General features: G+C 65.5%; 20 protein-coding genes. 8 read left to right on the forward strand and 12 right to left on the reverse strand.

Annotation, left to right across the window (positions count from 1 at the left end):
* The first annotated feature begins 71 nt into the window (after positions 1 to 71).
* The 3 genes from gstA to ABIB95_RS32905 all read left to right on the forward strand — a co-directional run bounded on the left by gstA (position 72) and on the right by ABIB95_RS32905 (position 1659).
* Positions 72 to 686 (forward strand): glutathione transferase GstA, encoded by a 615-nt coding sequence (gene gstA, locus ABIB95_RS32895; RefSeq protein WP_028151648.1) that lies wholly within the window; start codon positions 72 to 74, stop codon positions 684 to 686.
* Between the two features lie 12 nt (positions 687 to 698).
* Positions 699 to 1151: a hypothetical protein gene (locus ABIB95_RS32900; protein ID WP_354245634.1), complete on the forward strand. Its 453-nt coding sequence runs from the start codon at positions 699 to 701 to the stop codon at positions 1149 to 1151.
* Positions 1152 to 1350: 199 nt separating this feature from the next.
* Positions 1351 to 1659, forward strand: coding sequence for a hypothetical protein (locus tag ABIB95_RS32905; protein ID WP_354245637.1), 309 nt, complete (start codon positions 1351 to 1353; stop codon positions 1657 to 1659).
* 450 nt (positions 1660 to 2109) lie between these two features.
* Here the strand turns inward: ABIB95_RS32905 and ABIB95_RS32910 are convergent, their stop codons facing one another.
* The 4 genes from ABIB95_RS32910 to ABIB95_RS32925 all read right to left on the reverse strand — a co-directional run bounded on the left by ABIB95_RS32910 (position 2110) and on the right by ABIB95_RS32925 (position 7964).
* Complete coding sequence (locus tag ABIB95_RS32910; RefSeq protein WP_354113375.1) at positions 2110 to 4323, reverse strand: FAD-dependent oxidoreductase; 2214 nt, start codon at positions 4321 to 4323, stop codon at positions 2110 to 2112.
* 145 nt (positions 4324 to 4468) lie between these two features.
* Positions 4469 to 5677, reverse strand: coding sequence for an acetyl-CoA C-acetyltransferase (locus tag ABIB95_RS32915; RefSeq protein WP_208089105.1), 1209 nt, complete (start codon positions 5675 to 5677; stop codon positions 4469 to 4471).
* Between the two features lie 69 nt (positions 5678 to 5746).
* The gene (locus tag ABIB95_RS32920) at positions 5747 to 7537 is read right to left on the reverse strand and encodes an acyl-CoA dehydrogenase C-terminal domain-containing protein (RefSeq protein WP_354245641.1); all 1791 of its coding nucleotides are present in this window, start codon (positions 7535 to 7537) and stop codon (positions 5747 to 5749) included.
* Between the two features lie 40 nt (positions 7538 to 7577).
* A complete protein-coding gene (locus ABIB95_RS32925; RefSeq protein ID WP_063980754.1) occupies positions 7578 to 7964 on the reverse strand; it encodes a nuclear transport factor 2 family protein in 387 nt (128 codons plus the stop codon).
* A gap of 179 nt (positions 7965 to 8143) precedes the next feature.
* Between ABIB95_RS32925 and ABIB95_RS32930 the strand changes: the two genes are divergently transcribed.
* Positions 8144 to 8734: a PadR family transcriptional regulator gene (locus ABIB95_RS32930; RefSeq protein WP_028159994.1), complete on the forward strand. Its 591-nt coding sequence runs from the start codon at positions 8144 to 8146 to the stop codon at positions 8732 to 8734.
* Between the two features lie 12 nt (positions 8735 to 8746).
* On the opposite strand, the gene ABIB95_RS32935 is transcribed toward ABIB95_RS32930, so the two are convergent.
* Positions 8747 to 9496, reverse strand: coding sequence for an outer membrane protein (locus tag ABIB95_RS32935; RefSeq protein ID WP_354245644.1), 750 nt, complete (start codon positions 9494 to 9496; stop codon positions 8747 to 8749).
* A 319-nt stretch (positions 9497 to 9815) separates the two neighbouring features.
* On the opposite strand from ABIB95_RS32935, the gene ABIB95_RS32940 reads away from it, so the two are divergent.
* From ABIB95_RS32940 to ABIB95_RS32950, 3 genes are all read left to right on the forward strand, one after another.
* Positions 9816 to 13340: a tetratricopeptide repeat protein gene (locus ABIB95_RS32940; RefSeq protein WP_354245647.1), complete on the forward strand. Its 3525-nt coding sequence runs from the start codon at positions 9816 to 9818 to the stop codon at positions 13338 to 13340.
* 274 nt (positions 13341 to 13614) lie between these two features.
* Positions 13615 to 14532, forward strand: a complete 918-nt coding sequence (locus ABIB95_RS32945; protein WP_354245650.1) for a sulfite exporter TauE/SafE family protein — start codon at positions 13615 to 13617, stop codon at positions 14530 to 14532.
* The gene (locus ABIB95_RS32950) at positions 14529 to 15299 is read left to right on the forward strand and encodes a TIGR02186 family protein (RefSeq protein WP_071916903.1); all 771 of its coding nucleotides are present in this window, start codon (positions 14529 to 14531) and stop codon (positions 15297 to 15299) included. The genes ABIB95_RS32945 and ABIB95_RS32950 overlap by 4 nt, the downstream gene beginning before the upstream one ends.
* Before the next feature lie 149 nt (positions 15300 to 15448).
* Here the strand turns inward: ABIB95_RS32950 and ABIB95_RS32955 are convergent, their stop codons facing one another.
* Together ABIB95_RS32955 and ABIB95_RS32960 are read right to left on the reverse strand one after the other, a co-directional pair.
* Entirely contained in the window at positions 15449 to 16222 is a 774-nt protein-coding gene (locus ABIB95_RS32955) for an MBL fold metallo-hydrolase (protein WP_354245653.1), read from the reverse strand.
* A 13-nt stretch (positions 16223 to 16235) separates the two neighbouring features.
* Complete coding sequence (locus ABIB95_RS32960) at positions 16236 to 17147, reverse strand: DMT family transporter (protein ID WP_354245656.1); 912 nt, start codon at positions 17145 to 17147, stop codon at positions 16236 to 16238.
* Positions 17148 to 17245: 98 nt separating this feature from the next.
* Between ABIB95_RS32960 and ABIB95_RS32965 the strand changes: the two genes are divergently transcribed.
* The gene (locus ABIB95_RS32965) at positions 17246 to 18109 is read left to right on the forward strand and encodes a LysR family transcriptional regulator (RefSeq protein ID WP_063986047.1); all 864 of its coding nucleotides are present in this window, start codon (positions 17246 to 17248) and stop codon (positions 18107 to 18109) included.
* Here the strand turns inward: ABIB95_RS32965 and ABIB95_RS32970 are convergent, their stop codons facing one another.
* From ABIB95_RS32970 to ABIB95_RS32990, 5 genes are all read right to left on the reverse strand, one after another.
* Entirely contained in the window at positions 18110 to 18676 is a 567-nt protein-coding gene (locus ABIB95_RS32970; RefSeq protein ID WP_354245659.1) for a nucleotidyltransferase family protein, read from the reverse strand. It abuts the gene before it with no gap.
* A 12-nt stretch (positions 18677 to 18688) separates the two neighbouring features.
* Positions 18689 to 19030 carry an MmcQ/YjbR family DNA-binding protein gene (locus ABIB95_RS32975; protein WP_354245661.1) on the reverse strand — a complete coding sequence of 114 codons (342 nt, stop codon included), beginning with the start codon at positions 19028 to 19030 and terminating at the stop codon, positions 18689 to 18691.
* A gap of 23 nt (positions 19031 to 19053) precedes the next feature.
* Positions 19054 to 19830 (reverse strand): signal peptidase I, encoded by a 777-nt coding sequence (lepB, locus tag ABIB95_RS32980; protein ID WP_063980763.1) that lies wholly within the window; start codon positions 19828 to 19830, stop codon positions 19054 to 19056.
* Complete coding sequence (tldD, locus tag ABIB95_RS32985; protein ID WP_354245663.1) at positions 19827 to 21254, reverse strand: metalloprotease TldD; 1428 nt, start codon at positions 21252 to 21254, stop codon at positions 19827 to 19829. The genes lepB and tldD overlap by 4 nt, the downstream gene beginning before the upstream one ends.
* A gap of 120 nt (positions 21255 to 21374) precedes the next feature.
* A complete protein-coding gene (locus ABIB95_RS32990) occupies positions 21375 to 21908 on the reverse strand; it encodes an invasion associated locus B family protein (RefSeq protein WP_354245666.1) in 534 nt (177 codons plus the stop codon).
* Positions 21909 to 21940: the final 32 nt, after the last annotated feature.

A 21940-nucleotide genomic window follows, 5' to 3' on the forward strand; every position in this document is an offset into this window, starting at 1 on the left:
TCTTGACTATTGGATGCAAATGCATGTAGGCGTTCGTTCGCCCCAACCAAGCGTCAAGAGAAAGAAATTCCATGAAACTCTATTACTCGCCCGGCGCCTGCTCCCTGTCCCCCCACATCGCGCTCCTGGAAGCCGGCCTGCCCTATGAGCTGGTCAAGGTCGATATCCGGGCCAAGAAGCTCGAAAATGGTGAGGATTATCTGAAGCTGAACCCGAAGGGCCAGGTCCCTGCGCTGGGCCTCGACAGCGGCGAGATCGTGACCGAAGGCCCGGTCATTGTCCAGATGATCGCCGACCAGGCTTCGGCCAAGGCGCTGGCGCCAGCTCACGGCAGCTCCGAGCGCTACAAGCTGCTCGAATGGCTGAACTTCCTCACCTCGGAGGTGCACAAGAGCTTCGGACCGCTATTCGCGCCGGCGCTGAACGACGAGGCCAAGGCCTTCTTCAAGGACCGCGTCATGGGCAAGCTGACATACATCGACAGCCAGCTCGCCGGCCGCGACTACCTCATGGGCAAGCAGTTCACGGTGGCCGACGGCTATCTCTTCACGATGCTAACCTGGGGCGACCGGATGAAGTTCGACCTCTCGGCCATGCCGAACCTGACCGCCTACAAGGCTCGCGTCGCAGCGCGGCCGCAGGTCCAGGAGGCGCTGAAGAAGGAAGGCCTTGCGCAGGCGAAGTAAGCGCATCGCAAGATGCAACAATCGAAAGGCCGGATCGACGATCCGGCCTTTTTCTTTGTGAACCATTCGATCGGCGGCCACGTCGAAATCGCGGAGCACCTCCACGAGACAGCCGCCGCCATGAACATGATCGTCCTTATGACCGCCGCGGGCGCGCCGCTCGCGATGCTTGGCTTGTCGACGCCGGACCTGCCGCAGCGCAATTGCATCCTCATGATCCATCCGCAGGTCACCTCGGCCGTGTTCGAGAGCAAGGAAGGAAAGATCGTCTTTCCCGATCGGCCGACCGAATATCCGTGCAGCTACGCCAGGAAGAAGGGCGGAACGGACATCGCCCTCACCAACCAGAATGGCTGGCGCTTCGAGGTTCGCATTGGCCGCGGCGATGAAGGCAGCTGGAGAGCGAGTCTTGCCGACGATGCGGTCTCGGGCCGGGCGTTCTCGCCGCTCGGAGACCGCAAATAAGAACGGCCGGATTGTCGATCCGGCCCGTTTTTATTCTGCCCCGAGCGGGGTGGCACGAACCCATCTCGCCGGATCATCGTACCTATCATTAGACTTATGAACTACTGTTCGCCGAATGTAAGTAGTGCTGTCTTGTCAGTACCCGTAAAGCGCGCGAGCTTGGCGGAATTGTTAGAGGATTATTTCATCGGAGTTGAACTTGACGATTGCCTTGGTCCTGATCGTCGCAAGTGCATTGGTGGGAATAGCGACAGGTTATGCTTTCAGGATCTGGGCGCTGATATTGATTGCGCCGGCGATCGCAGTTTTCTCGGCAATCATTCTTCGCGCTTACGGATTCGGCATGATGGCGGGTGTGACCGTCATCGCCATCTGTCTTGCCGCCTGCCAACTCGCCTACTTCGCGGCGGCCTACCTGCTGCACGCGCGGGCGGTCTCAGCCCATGACGAAGTCGACGGCGAGCCAGGCGAGGGAAGCCAGCATAAAATCCGCCGCCAGCACAAGTAACGCCAAAGCGGCCCAAAGCATCGGCCCCTTGCGGCGCAGGCGCGCCGGCTTCTGTTGCGGCGAGAGGCGGCGAGTGGCGGGTCCAACAGCATATTTCGCGGTGAGATCGCGACCGAGCGCGGTCTTCCGCAGCACCAAAGAGTTCATCAAGGATACTTTCTTATTTTGTCTTCAACCTGCCGATGGCTCGGCAAATGTCCCAACCGGATTCGGAACCCTGACCCGGAGCAAGACTAGTGCCAGGGCCGAGCAAAAGAACGGCGCCGCTTCGACACGCCTATGACAATTGCGCGACACCGCGGCAGCGGGGGACTCTGACACGGGTCCTACGCGAATTCTGTGACTGGTTCCACAAGCCGGGAACAAATCTGACGCAACCGTGATGACGTCTCCCCAAACAAAAAGGCCGGATCGACGATCCGGCCTTCTTTCTCAAATGATCTTGGGTGATCAGGCCGCGGCCTTCTTCGGCGCGAAGCGGCCGTAGAAGGTTTCTCCCTTCGCGGCCATCTCCTCGAGAAGCTTCGGCGGGGTGAAGCGCGAGCCGTACTTCGCCTCCAGCTTGTGGCAGAGCTCGACGAATTTCTTCGTTCCCATGAAGTCGATGTAGGACAGCGTGCCGCCGGTGAACGGCGCGAAGCCGAAGCCGAGGATCGAGCCGACATCCGCCTCGCGCGGGTCGGTGATGACGTGGTCCTCGACCGTGCGCGCGGCTTCCACCGCCTGCACCACCAGGAAACGCTGCTTCAGCTCCTCGATGTCGAGCGTGTCAGGGTCGAGCTGCTTCGGCTGCAGCGCCGAGAGGCCCGGCCACAGGCTCTTCTGACCCTTGCCCTTCTCGGGGTAGTCGTAGAAGCCCTTGCTGTTCTTGCGGCCGAGACGGCCCTGCTTCTCGACCATCTCCACCATCAACTTCTTCTGATCGGGGTTGATGGCGTTGGGGCCGAGATCGGCTTCCGTCGCCTTCATGATCTTGAGCCCGAGGTCGAGTGCGACTTCGTCCGAGAGCGAGAGCGGACCGACCGGCATGCCGGCCATCTTGGCGCAGTTCTCGATCATCGCCGGCGGCACGCCTTCGAGGAACATCTCGTTGCCTTCGGCGACATAGCGGCCAACGCAGCGATTGGCGAAGAAGCCGCGGCTGTCGTTGACGACGATCGGCGTCTTGCCGATCTGCCGGACGTAGTCGAGCGCGGTCGCCAGAGCGAGATCGCCGGTGTTCTTGCCCTTGATGATCTCGACCAGCATCATCTTCTCGACCGGCGAGAAGAAGTGGATGCCGACGAACTTGCCCTGGTCCTTGAAGCCCTCGGCCAGCGAGGTGATCGGCAGCGTCGAGGTGTTCGATGCGAAGATCACGTCCGGCTTCATATGCTCCTGCGCCTTCGCGAAGGTATCAGCCTTGACCTTGCGATCCTCGAACACGGCCTCGATGACGAGGTCGACGTCCTTGAGTGCAGCATAATCAGCAGTCGGCGTAATGCGCGCGAGCAGCGCGTCGGCGTCACCGGGCTTGGCGCGGCCCTTCTTGATCTGCTCCTCGATCACCTTCTGAGCATGCGCCTTGCCCTTGTCGGCACTCTCCTGGTCGCGGTCGATCAGGACGACGTCGAGGCCGGCACGGGCCGAGACGTAGCCGACGCTCGCACCCATGAAGCCGGCGCCGATCACCGCGATCTTCTTCACCTTGGTCGGGGCTACGTCCTTCGGGCGGCGCGCGCCCTTGTTCAGCTCCTGCATCGACAGGAACAGGCTGCGGATCATCGCGGCCGCTTCCTTCGAGCGCAGAACCGAGGTGAAGTAGCGCGACTCCACGCGCAGCGCCGCGTCGATCGGCAGCTGCAGGCCTTCATAGACGCAGCTCATGATCGCGCGCGCGGCCGGATAATTGTCGTAGGTCTCGCGGCGATAGATCGCGTTGCCGGCCGGGAACATCATCATGCCGGCCTTAGAGAACACCGGACCGCCGGGCAGCTTGAAGCCCTTCTCGTCCCAGGGCGCAACGGCCTTGCCGCCGCCCTTGATCCAGTCCTTCGCTGCCTTGATGAGGTCGGCGGCCGGAACGATGGCGTGAATCAGATTAAGCGCCTTGGCCTTCTCGACCGTGACCGGATCGCCCTTGAGCAAAATGGTCATCGCGTCCTGCGGCGGCACCAGGCGCGGCACGCGCTGCGTGCCGCCGGCGCCGGGGAACAGGCCGACCTTGACCTCGGGCAGGCCGAGGCGCGTCTTGGGATTTTCCGCCGCGACGCGATAGTGGCAGCACAGCGTGATCTCGAAACCGCCGCCGAGCGCGAGGCCGTTGATCGCGGCCGCCCACGGCTTGCCGGAGGTCTCGATCGAACGCAGCACCTGCGAGAAGCGCCGGCTCTGGTCGAACAGCATCTGGTTTGCGGCGGTCTCGTCCTGCTCCTTCAAGACCTTGGCGTAGGCCTGGTTCATGCCCTCGAGCATCGACAGGTCGGCGCCGGCGCAGAACGCCTCCTTGGCGGAGGTGATGACGACGCCCTTCACGGCGGCGTCGGCCGTGGTTTCCTTGACGATCGCATCGAGCTCGCTGGTCGAGGTCTCGTCGAGCACGTTCATCGAACGGCCCGGGATGTCCCAGGTGACGAGCGCGATGCCGTCAGAATCGGTCTCAACCTTGAAATTCTTGTAAGCCATGTTGGTTGCTCCTCGGTGCCGCAGCCAATCTCAGGCGCGGCGGTTGACTTAAGATCTCGTAGGGTGGGCAAAGGCGCTCTTGCGCCGTGCCCACCATCCTTCGCGGAGACAGCAATGGTGGGCACGCCCACCCGACGGCAGCTCGTTAGACCCGCTCGATGATGGTCGCGGTGCCCATGCCGCCGCCGATGCACAGCGTCACCAGCGCGGTCGCCTTGTTGGTGCGTTCGAGCTCGTCGAGCACGGTGCCGAGGATCATCGCGCCGGTCGCGCCAAGCGGATGGCCGAGCGCGATCGCGCCGCCATTGACGTTGATCTTGGCGTTGTCGATGTCGAAGGCCTGGATGTAGCGCAGCACGACGGAGGCGAAGGCCTCGTTGAGCTCGAACAAATCGATATCCGACTTCTTCATGCCGGAACGTGCGAACAGCTTTTCAGTGACGTCGACCGGACCGGTCAGCATCATCGCCGGCTCCGAGCCGACATTGGCAAACGCACGGATCTTTGCGCGCGGCTTCAGGCCGTATTTGCTGGCCGCTTCCTTGCTGCCGAGCAGCACGGCGCCGGCACCGTCGACGATGCCCGACGAATTGCCGGCATGGTGCACGTAATTGACGCGCTCGATTTCGGGGTGCGACTGCACGGCGACGCCGTCGAAGCCACCCATCTGCGCCATCATCGTGAACGACGGCTGCAGCTGCGCCAGCGACTGCATCGTCGTCGAGGGACGCATGTGCTCGTCCTTGGCGAGGATGGTGAGGCCGTTGATGTCCTTCACCGGCACGACGGACCTGTTGAAGCGGCCCTCGTCCCAGGCCTTGGCGGCGCGCTGCTGGCTCTGCACGGCATAGGCGTCGACGTCGTCGCGCGAGAAGCCGTATTTCGTGGCGATCAGATCGGCCGAGACGCCCTGCGGCATGAAGTAGGCCGGCACCGCCATCGACGGGTCCATCGGCCAGGCGCCACCGGAGGCGCCAATGCCGACGCGGCTCATGGATTCGGCGCCGCCGCCGATCACCAGCTCATGCTGGCCGCTCATCACCTGGGCTGCGGCAAAATTCACGGCGTCGAGGCCGGAAGCGCAGAAGCGGCTGATCTGCACGCCGGGCACGGCTTCGCCGAGGCCGGCCTTGAGCGCGGCGAAGCGCGCGATGTCGCTGCCGGCTTCGCCGACGGGATCGACCACGCCGAGCACGACGTCGTCGACGGAATCTTCCGGCAAATTGTTGCGGTCCTTCAGCGCCTTCAGCGGCACGGTGGCGAGCGCGAGCGCGGTCACCTCGTGCAGCGCGCCGTCCGCCTTGCCGCGGCCGCGCGGGGTTCGGACGTGGTCGTAAATATAGGCATCTGCCATGGGAGCCTCCTGATTGCAGTTATCGGTTACGACCGCGGCGCGGTCGGATCATTGGCGAAGCGGGAAGCCTCAGAAAGCTTCCGCCGGCAGTTCCATGATGGTGGCGCAGCCGGCCTGGATGCGGGCGAGATTGGCGGCGGTCTCCGGCAGCATGCGCTCCATGAAGAAGCGGCCGGTGACGAGCTTGGTCGAGAGATAGGGCGTCGCTCCGCTCGCGGCAATCTTCGCCTGCGTCACCTTGGCCATCTTCACCCACATGTAGCCGAGCGCGACGAAGCCGAAGAGATGCAGGTAATCGGTTGCGGCAGCGCCCGCATTGTCCGGCTTCGCCATGGCGTTCTGCATCAGCCAAGTCGTGGCCTGCTGGAGATGGCCGAGCGAGGCCGAGAGCGGGGTGATGAACGGCTTGAGCGCCTCGTCGCCGCCGTTCTCCTTGGCGAAGGCCATGACCTCGCCGAAGAAGGCCATGATGGCGCGGCCGCCGTCGCGCGGCAGCTTGCGGCCGACGAGGTCGAGTGCCTGGATGCCGTTGGCGCCTTCGTAGATCATGGCGATGCGGGCATCGCGCACGAACTGCTCCATGCCCTGCTCGGCGATGTAGCCGTGGCCGCCATACATCTGCTGCGCCTGCACCGCGTTGGCAAAGCCGTACTCGGTGAGGAAGCCCTTCAGCACGGGCGTCATCAGGCCCATGTGGTCGTCGGCGGCCTGACGGTCCTTGGGATCCTCCGAGCGATGGGCCACGTCGCTCTTCAGCGCGGTCCACATCACGAAGGCACGCGCGGCCTCGTTGAAGGCACGGATCGAGAGCAGCGTGCGGCGCACGTCGGGATGCACGATGATCGGGTCGGCCTGCTTGTCCGGCGCCTTGACGCCGGTCAGCGAGCGGCCCTGGATGCGCTCGCGGGCATAGGCGACCGCGTTCTGATAGGCGACCTCGGACTGCGCGAGACCCTGAACGGCGACGCCGAGGCGGGCCTCGTTCATCATCACGAACATGCCCTGCATGCCCTTGTTCTCTTCGCCGATCAGCCAGCCGGTGGCGCTGTCGTAGTTCATCACGCAGGTGGAATTGCCGTGAATGCCCATCTTGTGCTCGATCGAACCGCACACGACGCCGTTGCGTGCGCCGACCGAACCATCGGCATTGACCAGGAATTTCGGCACCACGAACAGCGACACGCCCTTGATGCCGGCCGGTGCGCCCTCGATGCGGGCGAGCACGAGGTGGATGATGTTGGGGGCGAGGTCGTGCTCACCGGCCGAGATGAAGATCTTCGTGCCCGTGATCTTGAAGCTGCCGTCGGCCTGGCGGATCGCCTTGGTGCGGAGCATGCCGAGATCGGTGCCGCAATGCGGCTCGGTCAGGTTCATGGTGCCGGTCCACTCACCCGCCACCATCTTCGGCACGTAGGTCTGCTTCTGCTCGGGCGAGCCGTGCACGATCAGCGCCGCGGTCGCGCCCATGGTGAGGCCGCCATACATCGAGAACGCCATGTTGGCGGAGATCTGGAATTCGTTGACCGCCTGGCTCAGCGTCACCGGCAGGCCCTGGCCGCCGAACTCGGTCGGCGCCGACAGGCCAAGCCAGCCGCCCTCTGCCACTTGCTTGAAAGCGTCCTTAAAACCCTTCGGCGTGGTGACGCTGCCGTCATCGGCGCGCTTGCAGCCTTCGAGGTCGCCGACGCGGTTGAGCGGCTGCAGCACTTCTTCTGCAAGCTTCGCGGCTTCGCCAAGAATGGCTTCGCGCACGTCGCTCGACGCATCGGAGAAGCCGGCCAGATTGTCGTAGCGATCGATCTGGAAGACGTCGTTGAGCAGGAAGTTCACGTCTTCGACGGGGGCTTTATAGATCGGCATGATGGTCTCCCGGCAGGCGGTCTGAAGTGATGATGTTGGCTTATGATTGAGCGGCGGCCAACTGCTCCGCCATCAGGCGGTGCAGCATGTTGATCGCCTTGAGCGGACGCACCATCACCTTGAAATTGGTGATGCGTCCCTCGGCATCGAAGGTGATGATGTCGACACCGTTGATCTCGATGCCGTCGATGACATTCTTGAATTCGAGCACGGCGCCGTTGGCGCTTTTCCACTCGCCGACATAGGTGAAGCCGGGACCGCCGAGCACCTTCTCGGCACTGGCGAGATATTTGAAGGTGATGTCGCGGCCGCGCTGCGGCGAATGCACCACGGGGCTTTCGAACACGGCGTCAGGATGCAGCAGGTCCCAGAGCGCGGCGCGGTCGTGGGACTTCATAAAGGCGTACCAGGAGTCGAGGCCGGTCATTGTCAGGGTGCTCCCTAGATAAAGGCCTTGGCAAAAAACTCGAAAACAACCCCATGCACAGTAGAGCGAAGGGCTGGTACAGCGGGTCTGGAGCCCACTTCATATGCACATTGACGCATATGCACCGATGCGCATAAAGTCAAGTCAATTGGTCGGGACCTCGAAAGGGAGCTGGTGCCATGGCGCTCGGCGACGCAATCCTCGCATGCCTGACGGAACGTCCGATGACGGGCTACGAGCTCGCCAAGACATTCGATTCCTCGATCGGCTTCTTCTGGAAAGCCGACCACCAGCAAATCTACCGCGAGCTCTCGAAGCTGCGCGACCGCGGCTACATCCAGGGCCGCGAGGTCGTGCAATCGGGCAAGCCCAACAAACTGATTTATACGCTGACTCCCGAGGGCCGAACAGCGCTGCGGCACTGGGCCGCGCGGCCGAGCACACCGCCCTCGATCAAGGACGACCTGCTGGTGCGGCTGCACGCGCTCGACAGCATCGACATCGAGCCCATGCGCACCGATCTGATGGCCCGGCTGGAGCACCACCGCGACCGGCACGAGAATTACGAGCGGATCCTCAAGAAGCGATTTCCGGAGGGCTCGGCGTCGGGCGTGCTCGACCTCGGCAATCTGCTGCTGCTTCAGCTCGGTGCCCGCCACGAGCAGATGGTGGCCGATTTCTGCGAAGAGGCGCTCCAGGCGCTATCGGCGATGAGCGGCAAGGGCACGGTCGTGCCGCTGGAGGACGGCAAGCGCGAGGGGAAGGGCTGAGCCTGCGCAGCCCTAGTACTTCGTGACGACCGGCTTATCCCAGTTGAACCGGACATTGACGCCGGCGCGGACGATGTCGTCCGTCAGCCGGACGTCGCGCGTGACGGCGCCGCTGATCGGCGGATCGACATATCGTTTGCTGCCAAAATCGACGTGCACATATTCGAGCTTGAGGGTCACGGCGCCCCAGGTATCGACATAGGCCGCCCATTCACCACCGAGCCCGGCCGCCAGGCCGGTGCGGGTATGGGAGCTGGTGACCTGCACCACCTGGTTGGACACGGTGACCTCGGTACCGGCGAAGGCGATACCGGCCGTGCCATAGATCAGAAACTGATCGAGCGCGTAACCGACACGGCCGCGGAACATATCGATCCATTTTTCCCGCGTGCCGCTCGTCACCCCGACGTTGAAGGGCGGCAGATCCTGCACCTTGCCGTGCTGGTTGGTCCATGACGCGTCGTTCTCGAAGCCGAGCACGGTCTTTTCGATCTGGAAATCGCAGCCGAAGACGCCGCCCGCGACGGCAGCACCGCTGAGATTGAAAGTCCCTGTGATCGTTGGCCCGGAGTCGTCGCCGGCGCGCCGGACATGCTCGCTCTTGCCCCAGTTGCCGCCGCCCTGGATGCCGACATAGCAGCTGGTCCAATTGTATCCCGCGGGCGCCGGTGCCTTCACCGCAGGCGTTGCCGCCGGGGCATCGGTGGCAACAGCATGCGATGCCAGTCCGGCCGCCATCGCGGCCACGAACAACCTTTTCATGTCAGCCAACAATCCAGTCAGGCAAGAACCCGCCCGTGGATCGGGCCGCTCTCTATCCATTGAGACGTGCGGATCGGGCGCGTGGCGAAATCTTTGTCGGGACGCAGCTTTGGGGCGGGGCCAGCGGCGGCAATCGGGTTCCCGGCGCCCAACTTTAAGACACCGGCAACGCGTTCCTTAACCCGTTATTTACCGTAACAGGAAAAAGTCGGTTTTCGAGGCAGACGACCCGCGCCAAATCCGATTGTCTTCACAACCGGCACGCGTGGGGAGGCTGGAGGCGCCGGGTGGGGCGCCGGAGTCGGAACCGGACAGAGTCATGAATTCGCGCGTATCGTGGAGTGTTGACGGCATCGATCCATCCGTCAGGGAGCGGGCCGAAGCTGCTGCGCGTCGTGCCGGCATGTCACTCAACGATTGGCTGAACTCCACGCTCGGCGAGACGGCCCCGCCGAATTTTCGCGGACCTTACGATCAACGCCAAGACCAACGTCAAGACCAGCGTCAAGAGCAGCGCCAGGATCAGCGCCAGGATCAGCGCCTGCAACAGATGCCGAGCCAGGAGAGCCGCGACGTCGCCGATATCCACCAGCGGCTCGACGCGATCACCCAGCAGATCGAACGGATTTCAAAGCCCGCGCCGCGCCAAGATGCTTCACGACAGGACGCGTCGCGACCAGACGTCTCGCGCGAGCAGGGCGTCGCGCGCCAGCTCAACGACGCGATCTCGCGGCTCGATGCGCGGCTGTCGCAAATCTCAAAGCCGCAGCAGTCTCAGCGGCCGGCACCGGCTCCGGCACCCGTCGAGACGCGCCAGCGCCAGGCCGATATGGTCGAGCGCGCGGCCGCACAGGTCTATCGCAATTCACCTCCCTTGAGCCCCGCGTCGTTCGACGTTGCCGTCGCCGAGATCACGGCCCGGCAGAGCGAGCTCGACGGCTTTACGCCGCGGCAGATACCGCCACGCGCAGCGCCCTCGATTGCACCGACGGCAGCTCCTTTCGCGCCCCCGATGGCGCCACCCGCGCCTGCCTATGCACCGCCGCCCCCGCAGCCGGGGCCGGATTTCTCGTCGCTCGAGCGCCATTTGCTCAAGATCACGAGCCAGATCGAGTCGCTCCAGCGCCCTGACAACACCGAGCAGGCGATCAACGCTTTCCGCAGCGAGCTTGCCGAGATCCGCCACGCCATCACCGAGGCGATGCCGCGCCGCGCGATCGAATCGATCGAGAACGAGATCCGCTCGCTGCACCGTCGTATCGACGAGACCCGCTCGTCCGGGACGGATGGCCAGGTCCTGTCGGGCATCGAGCACGCGCTGTCCGAGATCAAGCAGGTGCTGCGCACGCTGACGCCGGCCGAGCAGCTCACCGGCTATGACGAGGCGATCCGCAACCTCGGCGCCAAGCTCGATCTGATCCTGCGCGCCAATGACGACCCGTCTACGGTGCGCCAGCTCGAAGGCGCGATCTCGGCGCTGCGCAGCATCGTCTCCAACGTCGCCTCCAACGAAGCGCTGGCGCGTCTTTCCGAAGACGTGCAGCTGCTGTCGTCCAAGGTCGACCAGGTCACCCGCTCGTCCGGCCCCAGCGACAGCTTTGCGGTGCTGGAGCAGCGCATCGCGGCGCTCACCGCCGCGCTGGAAACGCGCGAGCGGCCGCAGCCCACCGAGAGCAGCGAGCATCTCGAAGCCGCGATCCGCGCGCTGTCGGACCGTTTCGACCGCATGCAGGTCGGCAACGATTCCGCGTCGACGTTTGCGCATCTCGAACAGCGGGTCTCGTATCTGCTGGAGCGGATCGAAGCCGCCTCCGATCCGCGCAACGGCAATCTGAGCCGCGTCGAGGACGGGCTGCACGACATCCTGCGGCATCTGGAGCGGCAGCAGGCGACCTATTCCGCCCTCGCCGAGAGCCGCAATTCGGCGCCGTCTGCCGATTCCGGCATGGTCGATCTGGTCAAGCGCGAGCTCTCCGACATCCGCTTCAGCCAGGCCGAGACCAACCGCAGCACCCAGGATTCGCTCGAGGCCGTGCACAGCGCGCTCGGCCATGTCGTCGATCGCCTCTCGATGATCGAGGGTGATCTGCGCGCGGTGCGCACGGCGCCGCCGGCACCCGCACCGCAGCCGATGCCCAGATCGACGTCCATGTCGATGCCGATGGCCGCGCCCATGGAGCCCCCGCCTGTCGCGCGCGAGCCGTGGCAGCAGCTGCAGCAGCAGCCGAAATACGATCCGAAGCCGGAGCTGCAGAACCCGGCCGCCGCGCAACAGCCGCCACAGGGCGCCTTCGTCGCCGCGCCGCGCGAATTCCATGCCGCCGCACTGGCCGCGCCGCCGCCGGTGCCAACGGCACCGCCCGTTCCGCCGCGTGCGATCAGCGAGATCCTCGAGCCGCACACGGCGCCCGCGCGCGCCGCGCTCGCACCGGAATTGCCGCCGGACCATCCGCTCGAGCCGGGCACACGGCCGGGCGGCCGCGTCGCCACGCCCTCGGAGCGCATTGCCGCGTCCGAAAGCGCGATCAGCGAAATCCCCGCCGCGCCGAAAGAGCCGGTGTCGTCGTCGAGCTTTATCGCGGCCGCACGCCGCGCCGCGCAGGCCGCCGCCGCGCAGCCGGAAAAACCGGCCCGCGGTGCCAAGGCAAGTGCAAAGGCAGCTGCCAAGGCGGCCATCGCAGGCCGCGCCAAGGACACGGGCCAGGAAGGCGGCTCGACCATCACCTCGAAGATCCGCTCGCTGCTAGTCGGCGCCAGCGTGGTCGTGATCGTGCTCGGCACCTTCAAGATGGCGATGAACCTGCTCGATGGCGGCAGCCCGCCGCCGTCACCGCAGGCGATGGAGAATTCGTCGAGCGCGCCCGCGCCGCAGGCTCCTCCGCCGCCGGTCGAGACCAGGCCCGCCACGCCCGAGCAGGTCACGCCGTCGATGACCTCGCCGACGCCGATCGGGAAGCAGTCGCTGAATAATCCCGCGCCGGCTCCCATGGCAGGGTCGGGCAGCTCGGCTTCGGTCGAAATCCCGCCGGTCCCCGCGACGCCACCACCGCCTGCGGCGAGCAACGACGTCACCGGCGCGCTGTCGGGCGCGAGCCGCGCGAGGCTCGGCATGATCCAGGTGCCGCCGAGCGAGAAGCTCCCTGACGGCATCGGCGGTCCGGTGCTGCGCACCGCCGCGATGAAGGGCGATGCGACCGCGGCCTACGAGATCGGCGTGCGCTTTGCCGAGGGCAAGGGCGTCGCTGCGAATTACGATGAAGCCGCCAAATGGTATGACCGTGCAGCGCAGGCCGGCGTGGTGCCCGCGACCTTCCGCCTCGGCACGCTCTACGAGAAGGGCCTCGGGGTGAAGAAGGACGCCGACATCGCCCGCCGCTACTACACGCAGGCCGCCGAGCGCGGCAACGCCAAGGCGATGCACAATCTCGCCGTGCTCGACGCCGACGGCGGCGGACGCGGCGCCAATTACAAGAGCGCGGCGCAGTGGTTCCGCAAGGCCGCCGATCGCGGCGTCGCCGACAGCCAGTTCAACCTCGGCATCCTCTATGCCCGCGGCATCGGCGTGGAGCAGAACCTCGCCGAATCCTACAAATGGTTCACTCTCGCAGCCGCCCAGGGTGACGCGGATGCGTCCGGCAAGCGCGACGACGTCGCCAAGCGGCTCGATCCGCAGTCGCTCGCCGCCGCCAAGCTCGCGATCCAGACGTTCAGCGCCGAGCCGCAGCCCGACGACGCGGTCAATGTTCCCGCCCCGAACGGCGGCTGGGACAGCGCGCCGCAGGCAAACGCAAAGCCCGCGCCGAAGCCGGTCGCGACCAAGCGCTCGGCGTCAGCGGCGCACTAAAGCGCACTCTCACTCCTCATGGTGAGGAGCGCGCCCTGGCGCGCGTCTCGAACCATGCAGGCCCAGTTCGAGATCCGGGCCTCGCCCTTCGAGACGCCTGCTGCGCAGGCTCCTCAGGGTGAGGGGAGACAGCTCGCGCGCCACGTTCACCACGCCCTAAATTCATGGTCCCGCCCGACAACGAATTCCGCTATTGAGGGGCGCGGCAATCGTTCCGACCGTCCGGCGAGCATTCCCGCGCAATCGATCCATTTCGCCGGAGTGTGGTCCTTCGATGCAGCTCTATCTCCCGATCGCCGATCTGCCGGTCAACATCTTCCTGGTGCTGGCGATGGGTGCGGCGGTTGGCTTCGTCTCCGGCATGTTCGGGATCGGCGGCGGCTTCCTGATGACCCCGCTCCTGATTTTCATCGGGATCACGCCGGCGGTCGCGGTCGCCTCCGTTGCGAGCCACATCGCGGCTTCCTCCTTTTCCGGCGCGCTGTCCTACTGGCGGCGGCGTGCGATCGACCCGGCGCTGGCGAGTGTGCTGTTATGCGGCGGTGTCACCGGCACGGCGCTCGGGGTGTGGACCTTCACGCAGCTTCGCGCGCTCGGCCAACTCGATCTGATGATCGCGTTGTCCTACGTGGTGCTGCTCACCACGGTCGGCAGCCTGATGTTCTCCGAGGGCCTGCGCGCCCTGATGCGGACCCGTCGCGGCGCGGTGCCGCCACGGCGCACGCACAGCTGGATCCACGGCCTGCCGCTGAAAATGCGGTTCAAGCGCTCGAAGATCTACCTCTCGATCATTCCGGTCGTGATCGTCGGCATCGTGATCGGCTTCATCGGCGCCATCATGGGCATCGGCGGCGGCTTCATCCTGGTGCCGATCATGATCTATCTGCTGCGGGTGCCGACTTCGACCGTGATCGGGACCTCGATGGTCCTGACGCTGGTCACGATGCTGTTCGCGACCTTGCTGCACGCGGTGACCAATCACCTCGTCGACGCGGTGCTGGCGTTGATCCTGATGGTCGGCGGCGTCACCGGTGCACAGTTCGGCGCCCGCGCCGGCCAGAAGATCCGCGGCGAGCAGTTGCGGCTGCTGCTGGGCCTGCTGATCCTTTCGGTCGGCGTCCGCTTCGCCATCGAGCTGGTGATCCGGCCCGAGGATCTCTTCACCATCCGTGAACTGGGGGTGAGCGGATGATGCGCGCAGCTCTCGCAATCCTTCTCGTCCTGCTGCTGGGCTCAGCCGCGCGTGCCGAGCGACTGATCGTGTCGGTCTCCAACCACCGCGTCACGGTGACGCCGAACTATTCCGGCGAGGAACTGGTGCTGTTCGGCTCGGTCGAGAAGGACGCCTCCACGCCCGCGGACCGCAAGAGCTACGATCTCGTCGTCACCGTGATGGGCCCGCGCGCCGACATGGTGACGCGGCGCAAGGAGCGCACCTTCGGGATCTGGATCAACACCGACTACCGGCAGTTCCTGGCGGTGCCGAGCTATCTCGCGCTGTTCGCCAACCGCCCCTTCGATGTCATCACCTCACCCGAGATCGCGCGGCGGCAGCAGATCGGGCTCAACAACGTGCTGCTGACCCAACGGGTCAGCGGCGACTATGCCGACGTGGTGCCGAACGATGCGTTCCGCTCGGCCTTCATCCGCCTGCGAACCCAGAAAGGTCTCTATCGCGAGGACCCGAGCGCGGTGACGTTCCTGACACCGACGCTGTTCCGTACCGGCATTCCACTGCCGGAGGAGGTGCCGATCGGCACCTATGAGGTGGAAATCAAATTGTTCGCCAACGGCGCGTTGGTCACCAAGACCGAGACCGCGTTCGAGATCGTCAAGGTCGGCTTCGAGCAGTTCGTCGCGACCAGTGCGCGGCAGCACGGGCTGATCTACGGCCTCGCGACGGCCGCGATGGCGCTGATGACGGGCTGGATGGCGTCGATCGTGTTTCGGAAGGATTGAAGCTCGTCACACAAGGCACTCACTCGCCGTCATGCCCGGGCTTGTCCCGGGCATCCACGTTCTTAATTAACGTGTGGCGACAAAGACGTGGATGGCCGGGTCAAGTCCGGCCATGACGAGGAGGAGGAGGGAGCGCGCGACAGCTTAACTCACGGCGCCTCAACCACCGTCGGCACGCCCGGCTCCAGCAATCGCAACCGGGTCCCGAAGCCGAGCACATCAAAGGTCTTGCGCAGATCCTCGCCGTCCTGGCGGAAATGCGCCCAGCCCTCGGTATGCAAGGGCACGATCATCGCATCCGGAAAGGCGCGCGCCGTCTCGATGGTGTCGTTGGTGTCCATGGTGAGATGGAACGGCCCACGCGTTTGCGCCGCGCCCGCGAACGGCAGCACCACGCCGCATTTGAAGCGGCGCGCGACCTCGGCGACGCCGTCGAACCAGGTGGTGTCGCCGCTGATGTAGACGTCGCTCGTGTCCGTCCGGCTCGAGGACACCACGAAGCCGATGACGTCGCCCGACAGCGGCTCGATGCCGGCCGGGCCGTGGCGCGCCGGCGTCGCGGTGATCGTCAGCGTGTTGCCGTCACGGTCCTTCAGATGCGAGGTCGCCCAGGGCGCGAGACCCTCGACATGGCCGCCAAGGCGTTTGGCGCCGGCCTCGGTGGTCAGCACGCGCTTTGCGTGTTTGAGAAACGCGCGGCCGGAATTGTCGAGATTGTCGGAGTGCTGGTCGTGGCTGAGCAGGACCGCATCGACCGGGCCGATCGCATCGGCCTTCATCGCGGGACCGATGGTCTTCTCCAGCGTCACATGCGGCAGCTGGTAGGCGCCGGGCGCATCGAAGGTCGGATCGGTGAGCAGGCGGAAGCCGTCGATCTCGATCAGCGCGGTGGGGCCGCCGATCAGGGTGATGGAAATGGGCATCAGAAAACTCCTCTTACGCGACGGGCTTTGCGGGGCGCGTCACCAGGTAAATTCCGAGCGCGACCGGGATGATGCCGAGCAGGTCGCGGGCCTCGACATGCTCGCCGAGCACGATGTAGGCGAACAGCATGCCGAGCGGCGGCATCAGGAAATGATAGGCGCTCGCAGCCGTTGCGCCACACACTTTCAGGAGATGAAACCAGAGCCAGTAGGCGAGGATCGAGCCGCCGAGCACGAGGAAGGCGAAGGCGCCGACCAGGCCCGGGGTGAAATCGATCGCGTGGACGTCGGCGAAGGTGAACGCGACCGGCGTCAGCACGATGCCGGCGGCGAGGTTCTGCACGCCGTTGCCGATCCACAGGCTTCCCTTCGGCGCGAGCAGCTTGAACAGAATCGTGCCGGCGACGATGGAGGCGAGCGAGGCCAGGGTGAAGACGATGCCGTGCAGGGAGTCGGTGCCGACCGACAGGCGATGCCAGACGATCAGGGTCACGCCGATGATGCCGAGCAGGAGACCGCCCGCCTTGCGCCAGGTCATGCCTTCGCCAAGCAGCAACGCGGCGAGCGCCGCCGTGAAGACCGGATTTGCCGAGACGATCAGGCCGCCGAGGCCTGCGGAGACTGATTGCAGGCCGGTGTAGCCGAGCCCGAGATAGAGCGCGTTGTTGGCGATGCCGAGCACGGCGAAGATCGCGGCATCGCGCCAGGACAATGACCAGCCATCACCGCGGATCAGCGTCGCGCCGAGGATCAAAATGCCGGCGAGCGAGAAGCGCGCGGCGAGCAGGATCAGCGGCGGGCAATGGGTGACGCCGATCTTGCCGGCGACGAAGGCATAGCTCCAGAGCAGGCAAAACAGTCCGATGGCGAGCGGCAGCGCGTTGAACCGGCTGGGGGCTGCGGGAAGCGAGGTGGCGAGCGACATGAGGGCATTCTCCTGAGCCCTCGATCTAGGGAGACGGCTTGTCATTTGGAAATTAAATGATTAACTTCCAATCAGTGGATTTTCGAATGGAGGCGGCCATGCTCGACCTGGAGCTCCTGCGCAGCTTCGTCTCGGTGGTCGAGGCCGGCGGCTTCACCCGCGCCGGCGAGCGCGTCCACCGCACGCAATCGACCGTCAGCCAGCAGATCAAGCGGCTGGAGGAGGACGTCGGACAGGTGCTCTTGCACCGTGACGGCAAGGACGTGCGCCCCACCGAGGCCGGCGAGCGGTTGCTGTCCTATGCGCGGCGGCTGCTCACGCTCGCCGAGGAGGCGCGCGACGTGCTGCGCGAGCCCGACAGCGAGGGCGCGATCCGGCTCGGCATCCCCGAGGATTTTGCGGCGTACCGGCTGGCAAAACTGCTCGGCGCCTTCTCGCGCTCACATCCGGGTCTGCGAATGGATGTGCGCGCCGACCAGAGCAAGAACCTGTCCCGCGACCTCGAACGCGGCGAGCTCGACCTCGCGCTATTCAAGCGCGAGGCCGGGGCGAAGGGCGCCATCGCGGTTTGGCCGGAGCGGGTGCACTGGGTCACCAGCAAGAGCCATCCGGTCGACGTCAACGCCTCGTCCGTGCCGCTGATTGGATTTCCGCTCGGCTGTCTCTATCGCGCCGGCGCCATCCACGCGCTGGAAAGCGCGGGCCGCGCCTGGCACATGTCTTACTCGTCATCGAGTCTCGCGGGCATCCAGGCTGCGGTCGCCGCCGGCATGGGCTTAAGCATCCTGTCGGAGATGTCGATCCAGTCCGACCACCGCGTGCTGACGGCCAAGGACGGATTTGAGCCGATCAACCGGACCGAAGTGGCGCTGATGGCCTCGCCCGGTGCCAGCCCCGCAACGCTGCGGCTTGCGGATCGGCTCGCGGAGTTCTGCGACAACGTCCAGGCCAAGGCGGCGTGATCACTCCGCGGCAATCACTGTGAGTTCCGGCCACAACGCCTTCCATCGCGCGGCCTTCACCGCGTAACTCGCCGCAGAGAAGTTCGGGCCCGGATTGGGCCGCGCGATCAATCCGGCTATGTCGTCGAAGCCGCGCGGCGCGTAGACCTCAAAGCCGTCGCCTCCGTGCCTCACACCGACTTGCGTGTTCTGGGTGAGGAAACGGTCGATGCCGTCGGTCGAGCAGGTTAGGGGCGGATAGGGCAGGCCGTGCTTGCCGGGATACCAAAGGTGCACGCGCGCCTGGTTGCGGGTCTCGATCTTGACGCCGAGATGCGAGAGCCGTGCGTGCAGCGTGCGGATCACCGTGTCCTCCGCCTCCCATGAGATGTCAGGATCGAAATAGAACACGTCGTAATCGGCGATGCCATGATCGACCGCGCGGTCCGTGAGTACGTTCCACGCCGTCTGCACCAGGCACCCCGACACCAGCCACGCATCGGGAAGCGCGAGCGAGGCGAGCTCGCCGATGATTGCAACATTGACCGGGTTCTTCAGCGCCAGCGTGAGGAAGCGGTCGCGATCCATCGCGGCCATCATTCACGCGCTGGCATCGAACGCGGCGCGTGCCGTCTTCGAGGCGAGGCCGCGCCAGCGCCGCCGCAGGAACGGCTCGACGATCGCGCGCTTGGCCTTGGACAGGCGGATCAGCACGATCGGATAGTCGGCGTAGTGATCGGTGAAATAGAAGATTTTTGGCTGGCTCTCGACCAGCATGGCGCGCTCGTCGATGGGAACGTCGGGCATGACGAGACTGTCGCCGTCCTCCTTCAGCCGCGCCAGCATCTTCTTGCGCACTTTCAGCGCCGGCGTGCCGTAGGAGGTGCCGTCCTCGACCTCCGGCCACGTCAGCGCAAATTTTCTGACGTCGTCGAAGGTCATTTGATCAAGACCTTGGGATCAGCTCAGTGCACGGCGGTGAAGAACCGCGCGAGCCGGAAGCCGGAGAGCCAGGTCCACACCGGCTGGCCGCGCATGCCGAGATCCCAGGAGCCGAGCACGGCATCGGCGCGTCCGACCAGATTGTCGATCGGCAACAGGCCGACGCCGCCGGAGCGCAAGGGCACGCGGCTGTCCGCGGAATTGTCGCGGTTATCGCCGAGCACGAAGAGGTGGCCGGGGGGCACCGTCACTTCAGGCGTGTTGTCGAGCGGACCGTTGTCGCGCATCTTGAAGATCAGATGCGAGACGCCGTTCGGCAGCGTCTCGATATAGCGGTAGGCAGGCTCGCTGCCGCCATTGTCGTCTTCGGCTGCTCCAACACCATCCGGCTTCAGCTCGGCGGGACGGTCGTTGATGAAGAGCTGGCCCTGCCGCATCTGGATGCGGTCGCCGGGCAGACCCACGACGCGCTTGACCCAGGCCTGCGAGCGATCGCCGGGCCAGCGGAACACGACGACGTCACCCTGCTTCGGCGTCTCCGCGAAGACGCGGCCGCTTTCGGGCAGGTTGATCTGGATCGGCAGCGACGAGGTGCCGTAGCCATAGGGGAATTTCGAGGCGAGCAGCGCATCGCCGATCAGGAGCGTCGGCTCCATCGAACCCGACGGCACGTAGAACGGCTCGGCGAGCGCGCCCTTGGCGATGAACACGGCGGCGACGATGCCGGCGAGCTGCATCAGCTGACCAGCCCAGCCGCTGCTCTTCCGCTTGGCGGTGACAGTTACCTTCTCAACGCTCATGCGCCCGTTCCACCTACTGTAATACGTTCCATCAGAAGCGACGGCTGGCCGACGCCGACGGGCACGCCCTGACCGTTCTTGCCGCAGGTGCCGATGCCGGTATCCAGCGCGAGATCGTTGCCGATCATGCGGATGCGATGCAAATCGGTCGGCCCGTTGCCGATCAGCATGGCGCCCTTCAGCGGCGCGCCGATCTTGCCGTTCTCGATCTTGTAGGCCTCGGTGCACTGGAACACGTATTTGCCCGAGGTGATGTCGACCTGGCCGCCGCCGAAATTCGCGGCGAACACGCCGTTCTTCACGGACGCCAGGATCTCGGCCGGATCGCGGTCGCCTGCGAGCATGTAGGTGTTGGTCATGCGCGGCATCGGCACATGGGCATAGCCCTGGCGGCGGCCGTTGCCGGTCGGCTTCATGTTCATCAGGCGCGCGTTCTGGCGGTCCTGCATGTAGCCGACCAGAATGCCGTCCTCGATCAGCACGGTGCGGTTGGTCGGCGTGCCCTCGTCGTCGATCGACAGCGAGCCGCGGCGCGAGGCAATGGTGCCGTCGTCGATCACGGTGACGCCCTTGGCCGCAACCTGCTGGCCCATCAGGCCGGCGAACGCGGACGTCTTCTTGCGGTTGAAATCGCCTTCGAGGCCATGGCCGACCGCCTCATGCAGCATCACGCCGGGCCAGCCGGCCCCAAGCACGACGTCCATTTCGCCGGCGGGGGCGGGGATCGATTCCAGATTGACCAGGGCTTCGCGCAGCGCGCCGTCGGCAGCGTCGCGCCAGGACTTCGTCTCGATGAATTCGGCATAGCCGGCACGGCCGCCATAGCCCTTGCTGCCGCTCTCCTGGCGGTCGCCCTGACCGGCGACGACGGAGACGTTGACGCGCACCAGCGGGCGGATGTCGCGATAGCTCTCGCCGTCGGGCCGCAGGATCTCGACGACCTGCCAGGTCGCCCCCAAGCTGACGCTGACCTGCCGCACCCGCGGATCCTTGTCGCGTAAGTAAGCGTCGATCTCGGCGAGCAGCTTCACCTTGGTCTCGAAGCCCGGCGCATCCAGCGGATTGTCATCGCTATAAAGCCGCACGTTGGTATGCGCCGGCGGGGCCGCGAAGCTGCCCGAATAGCCGCCGCGCACGGCCGCGACCGCGTCGGCGGCGCGAATCAGCGCCGGCAGCGACACGTCGGAGGAATGGGCATAGCCGACCGCGTCGTCCTTGACGGCGCGCAGGCCAAAGCCCTGCGAGGTGTCATAGGTCGCCTGCTTCAGCCGCCCATTGTCGAACATCAGCGCTTCGGTCTGGCTGTATTCCAGGAACAGTTCGCCGTCGTCGGCACCGGCAAGCCCGCGTGCGACCTCGTTGCGGACCTGGTCGCGGTCGAGATTGGCGCGGTCGAGCAGGGAGGTTGTGGCTGGATTGGTCATGCGTCCGTCCATTATCGAAAGATGTAGGGCAAGATAATGGTTTCCCGGCGGTTCCGCGAGGGTGCCAGGTGCCACATTACGAAACGATAGGATTCGCCGCGCGCGGACGCGCCTGCCGCCCTACGGCAGCTTGTCATAGCCCTCGCCGAGCCCGTTCAGGCTGAGCGGGAAGCCGATGCCTTCTTCCGGGGTCTCGAAGATGATGAAGGTCGCGGTCTTGGCGGTGCGGAGCTGGCCGAGCAGCTTGTCGTCCATGACGACCTCGGCAACGCAGCCATTGGGCAGGCAGCGGACGAAGCCGGCGCGGCCGACGTCCTGGTTGTCGAGCTTCAGCCCGAGGCCGGAGGGCAGCAGCACGCCGAGCGGGGCCACCACGCGCATCAGCCGGCTCTTCTGGTCGGCGGTCTTGAGCACGATCACGGTGAGGCCGGCATTGGAGCGGTCTTCGGCCACCACGCTCTGGATCAGGGCGCATTGCTCGGTCTGGGCGCCGGGCGGGGTGTCGCAGCGAATCTGCCAGTCGCCATGGACGGAGCGCACCGCGCCCTGCGCATGGGCGAGGCCCGGCAGCGCTATGACGACGACCACCGCCAGCAGGGTCGCCAGCATCGTGAGGCCGCTCGCCTGCCTCGCCATGGTTCTCGAAAACCCCATCGGGTCGGTCCCTCTGCTCGCCTGGGTCGCTC

Source organism: Bradyrhizobium sp. LA2.1 (genome assembly GCF_040547725.1).
Lineage (GTDB): Bacteria > Pseudomonadota > Alphaproteobacteria > Rhizobiales > Xanthobacteraceae > Bradyrhizobium > Bradyrhizobium barranii.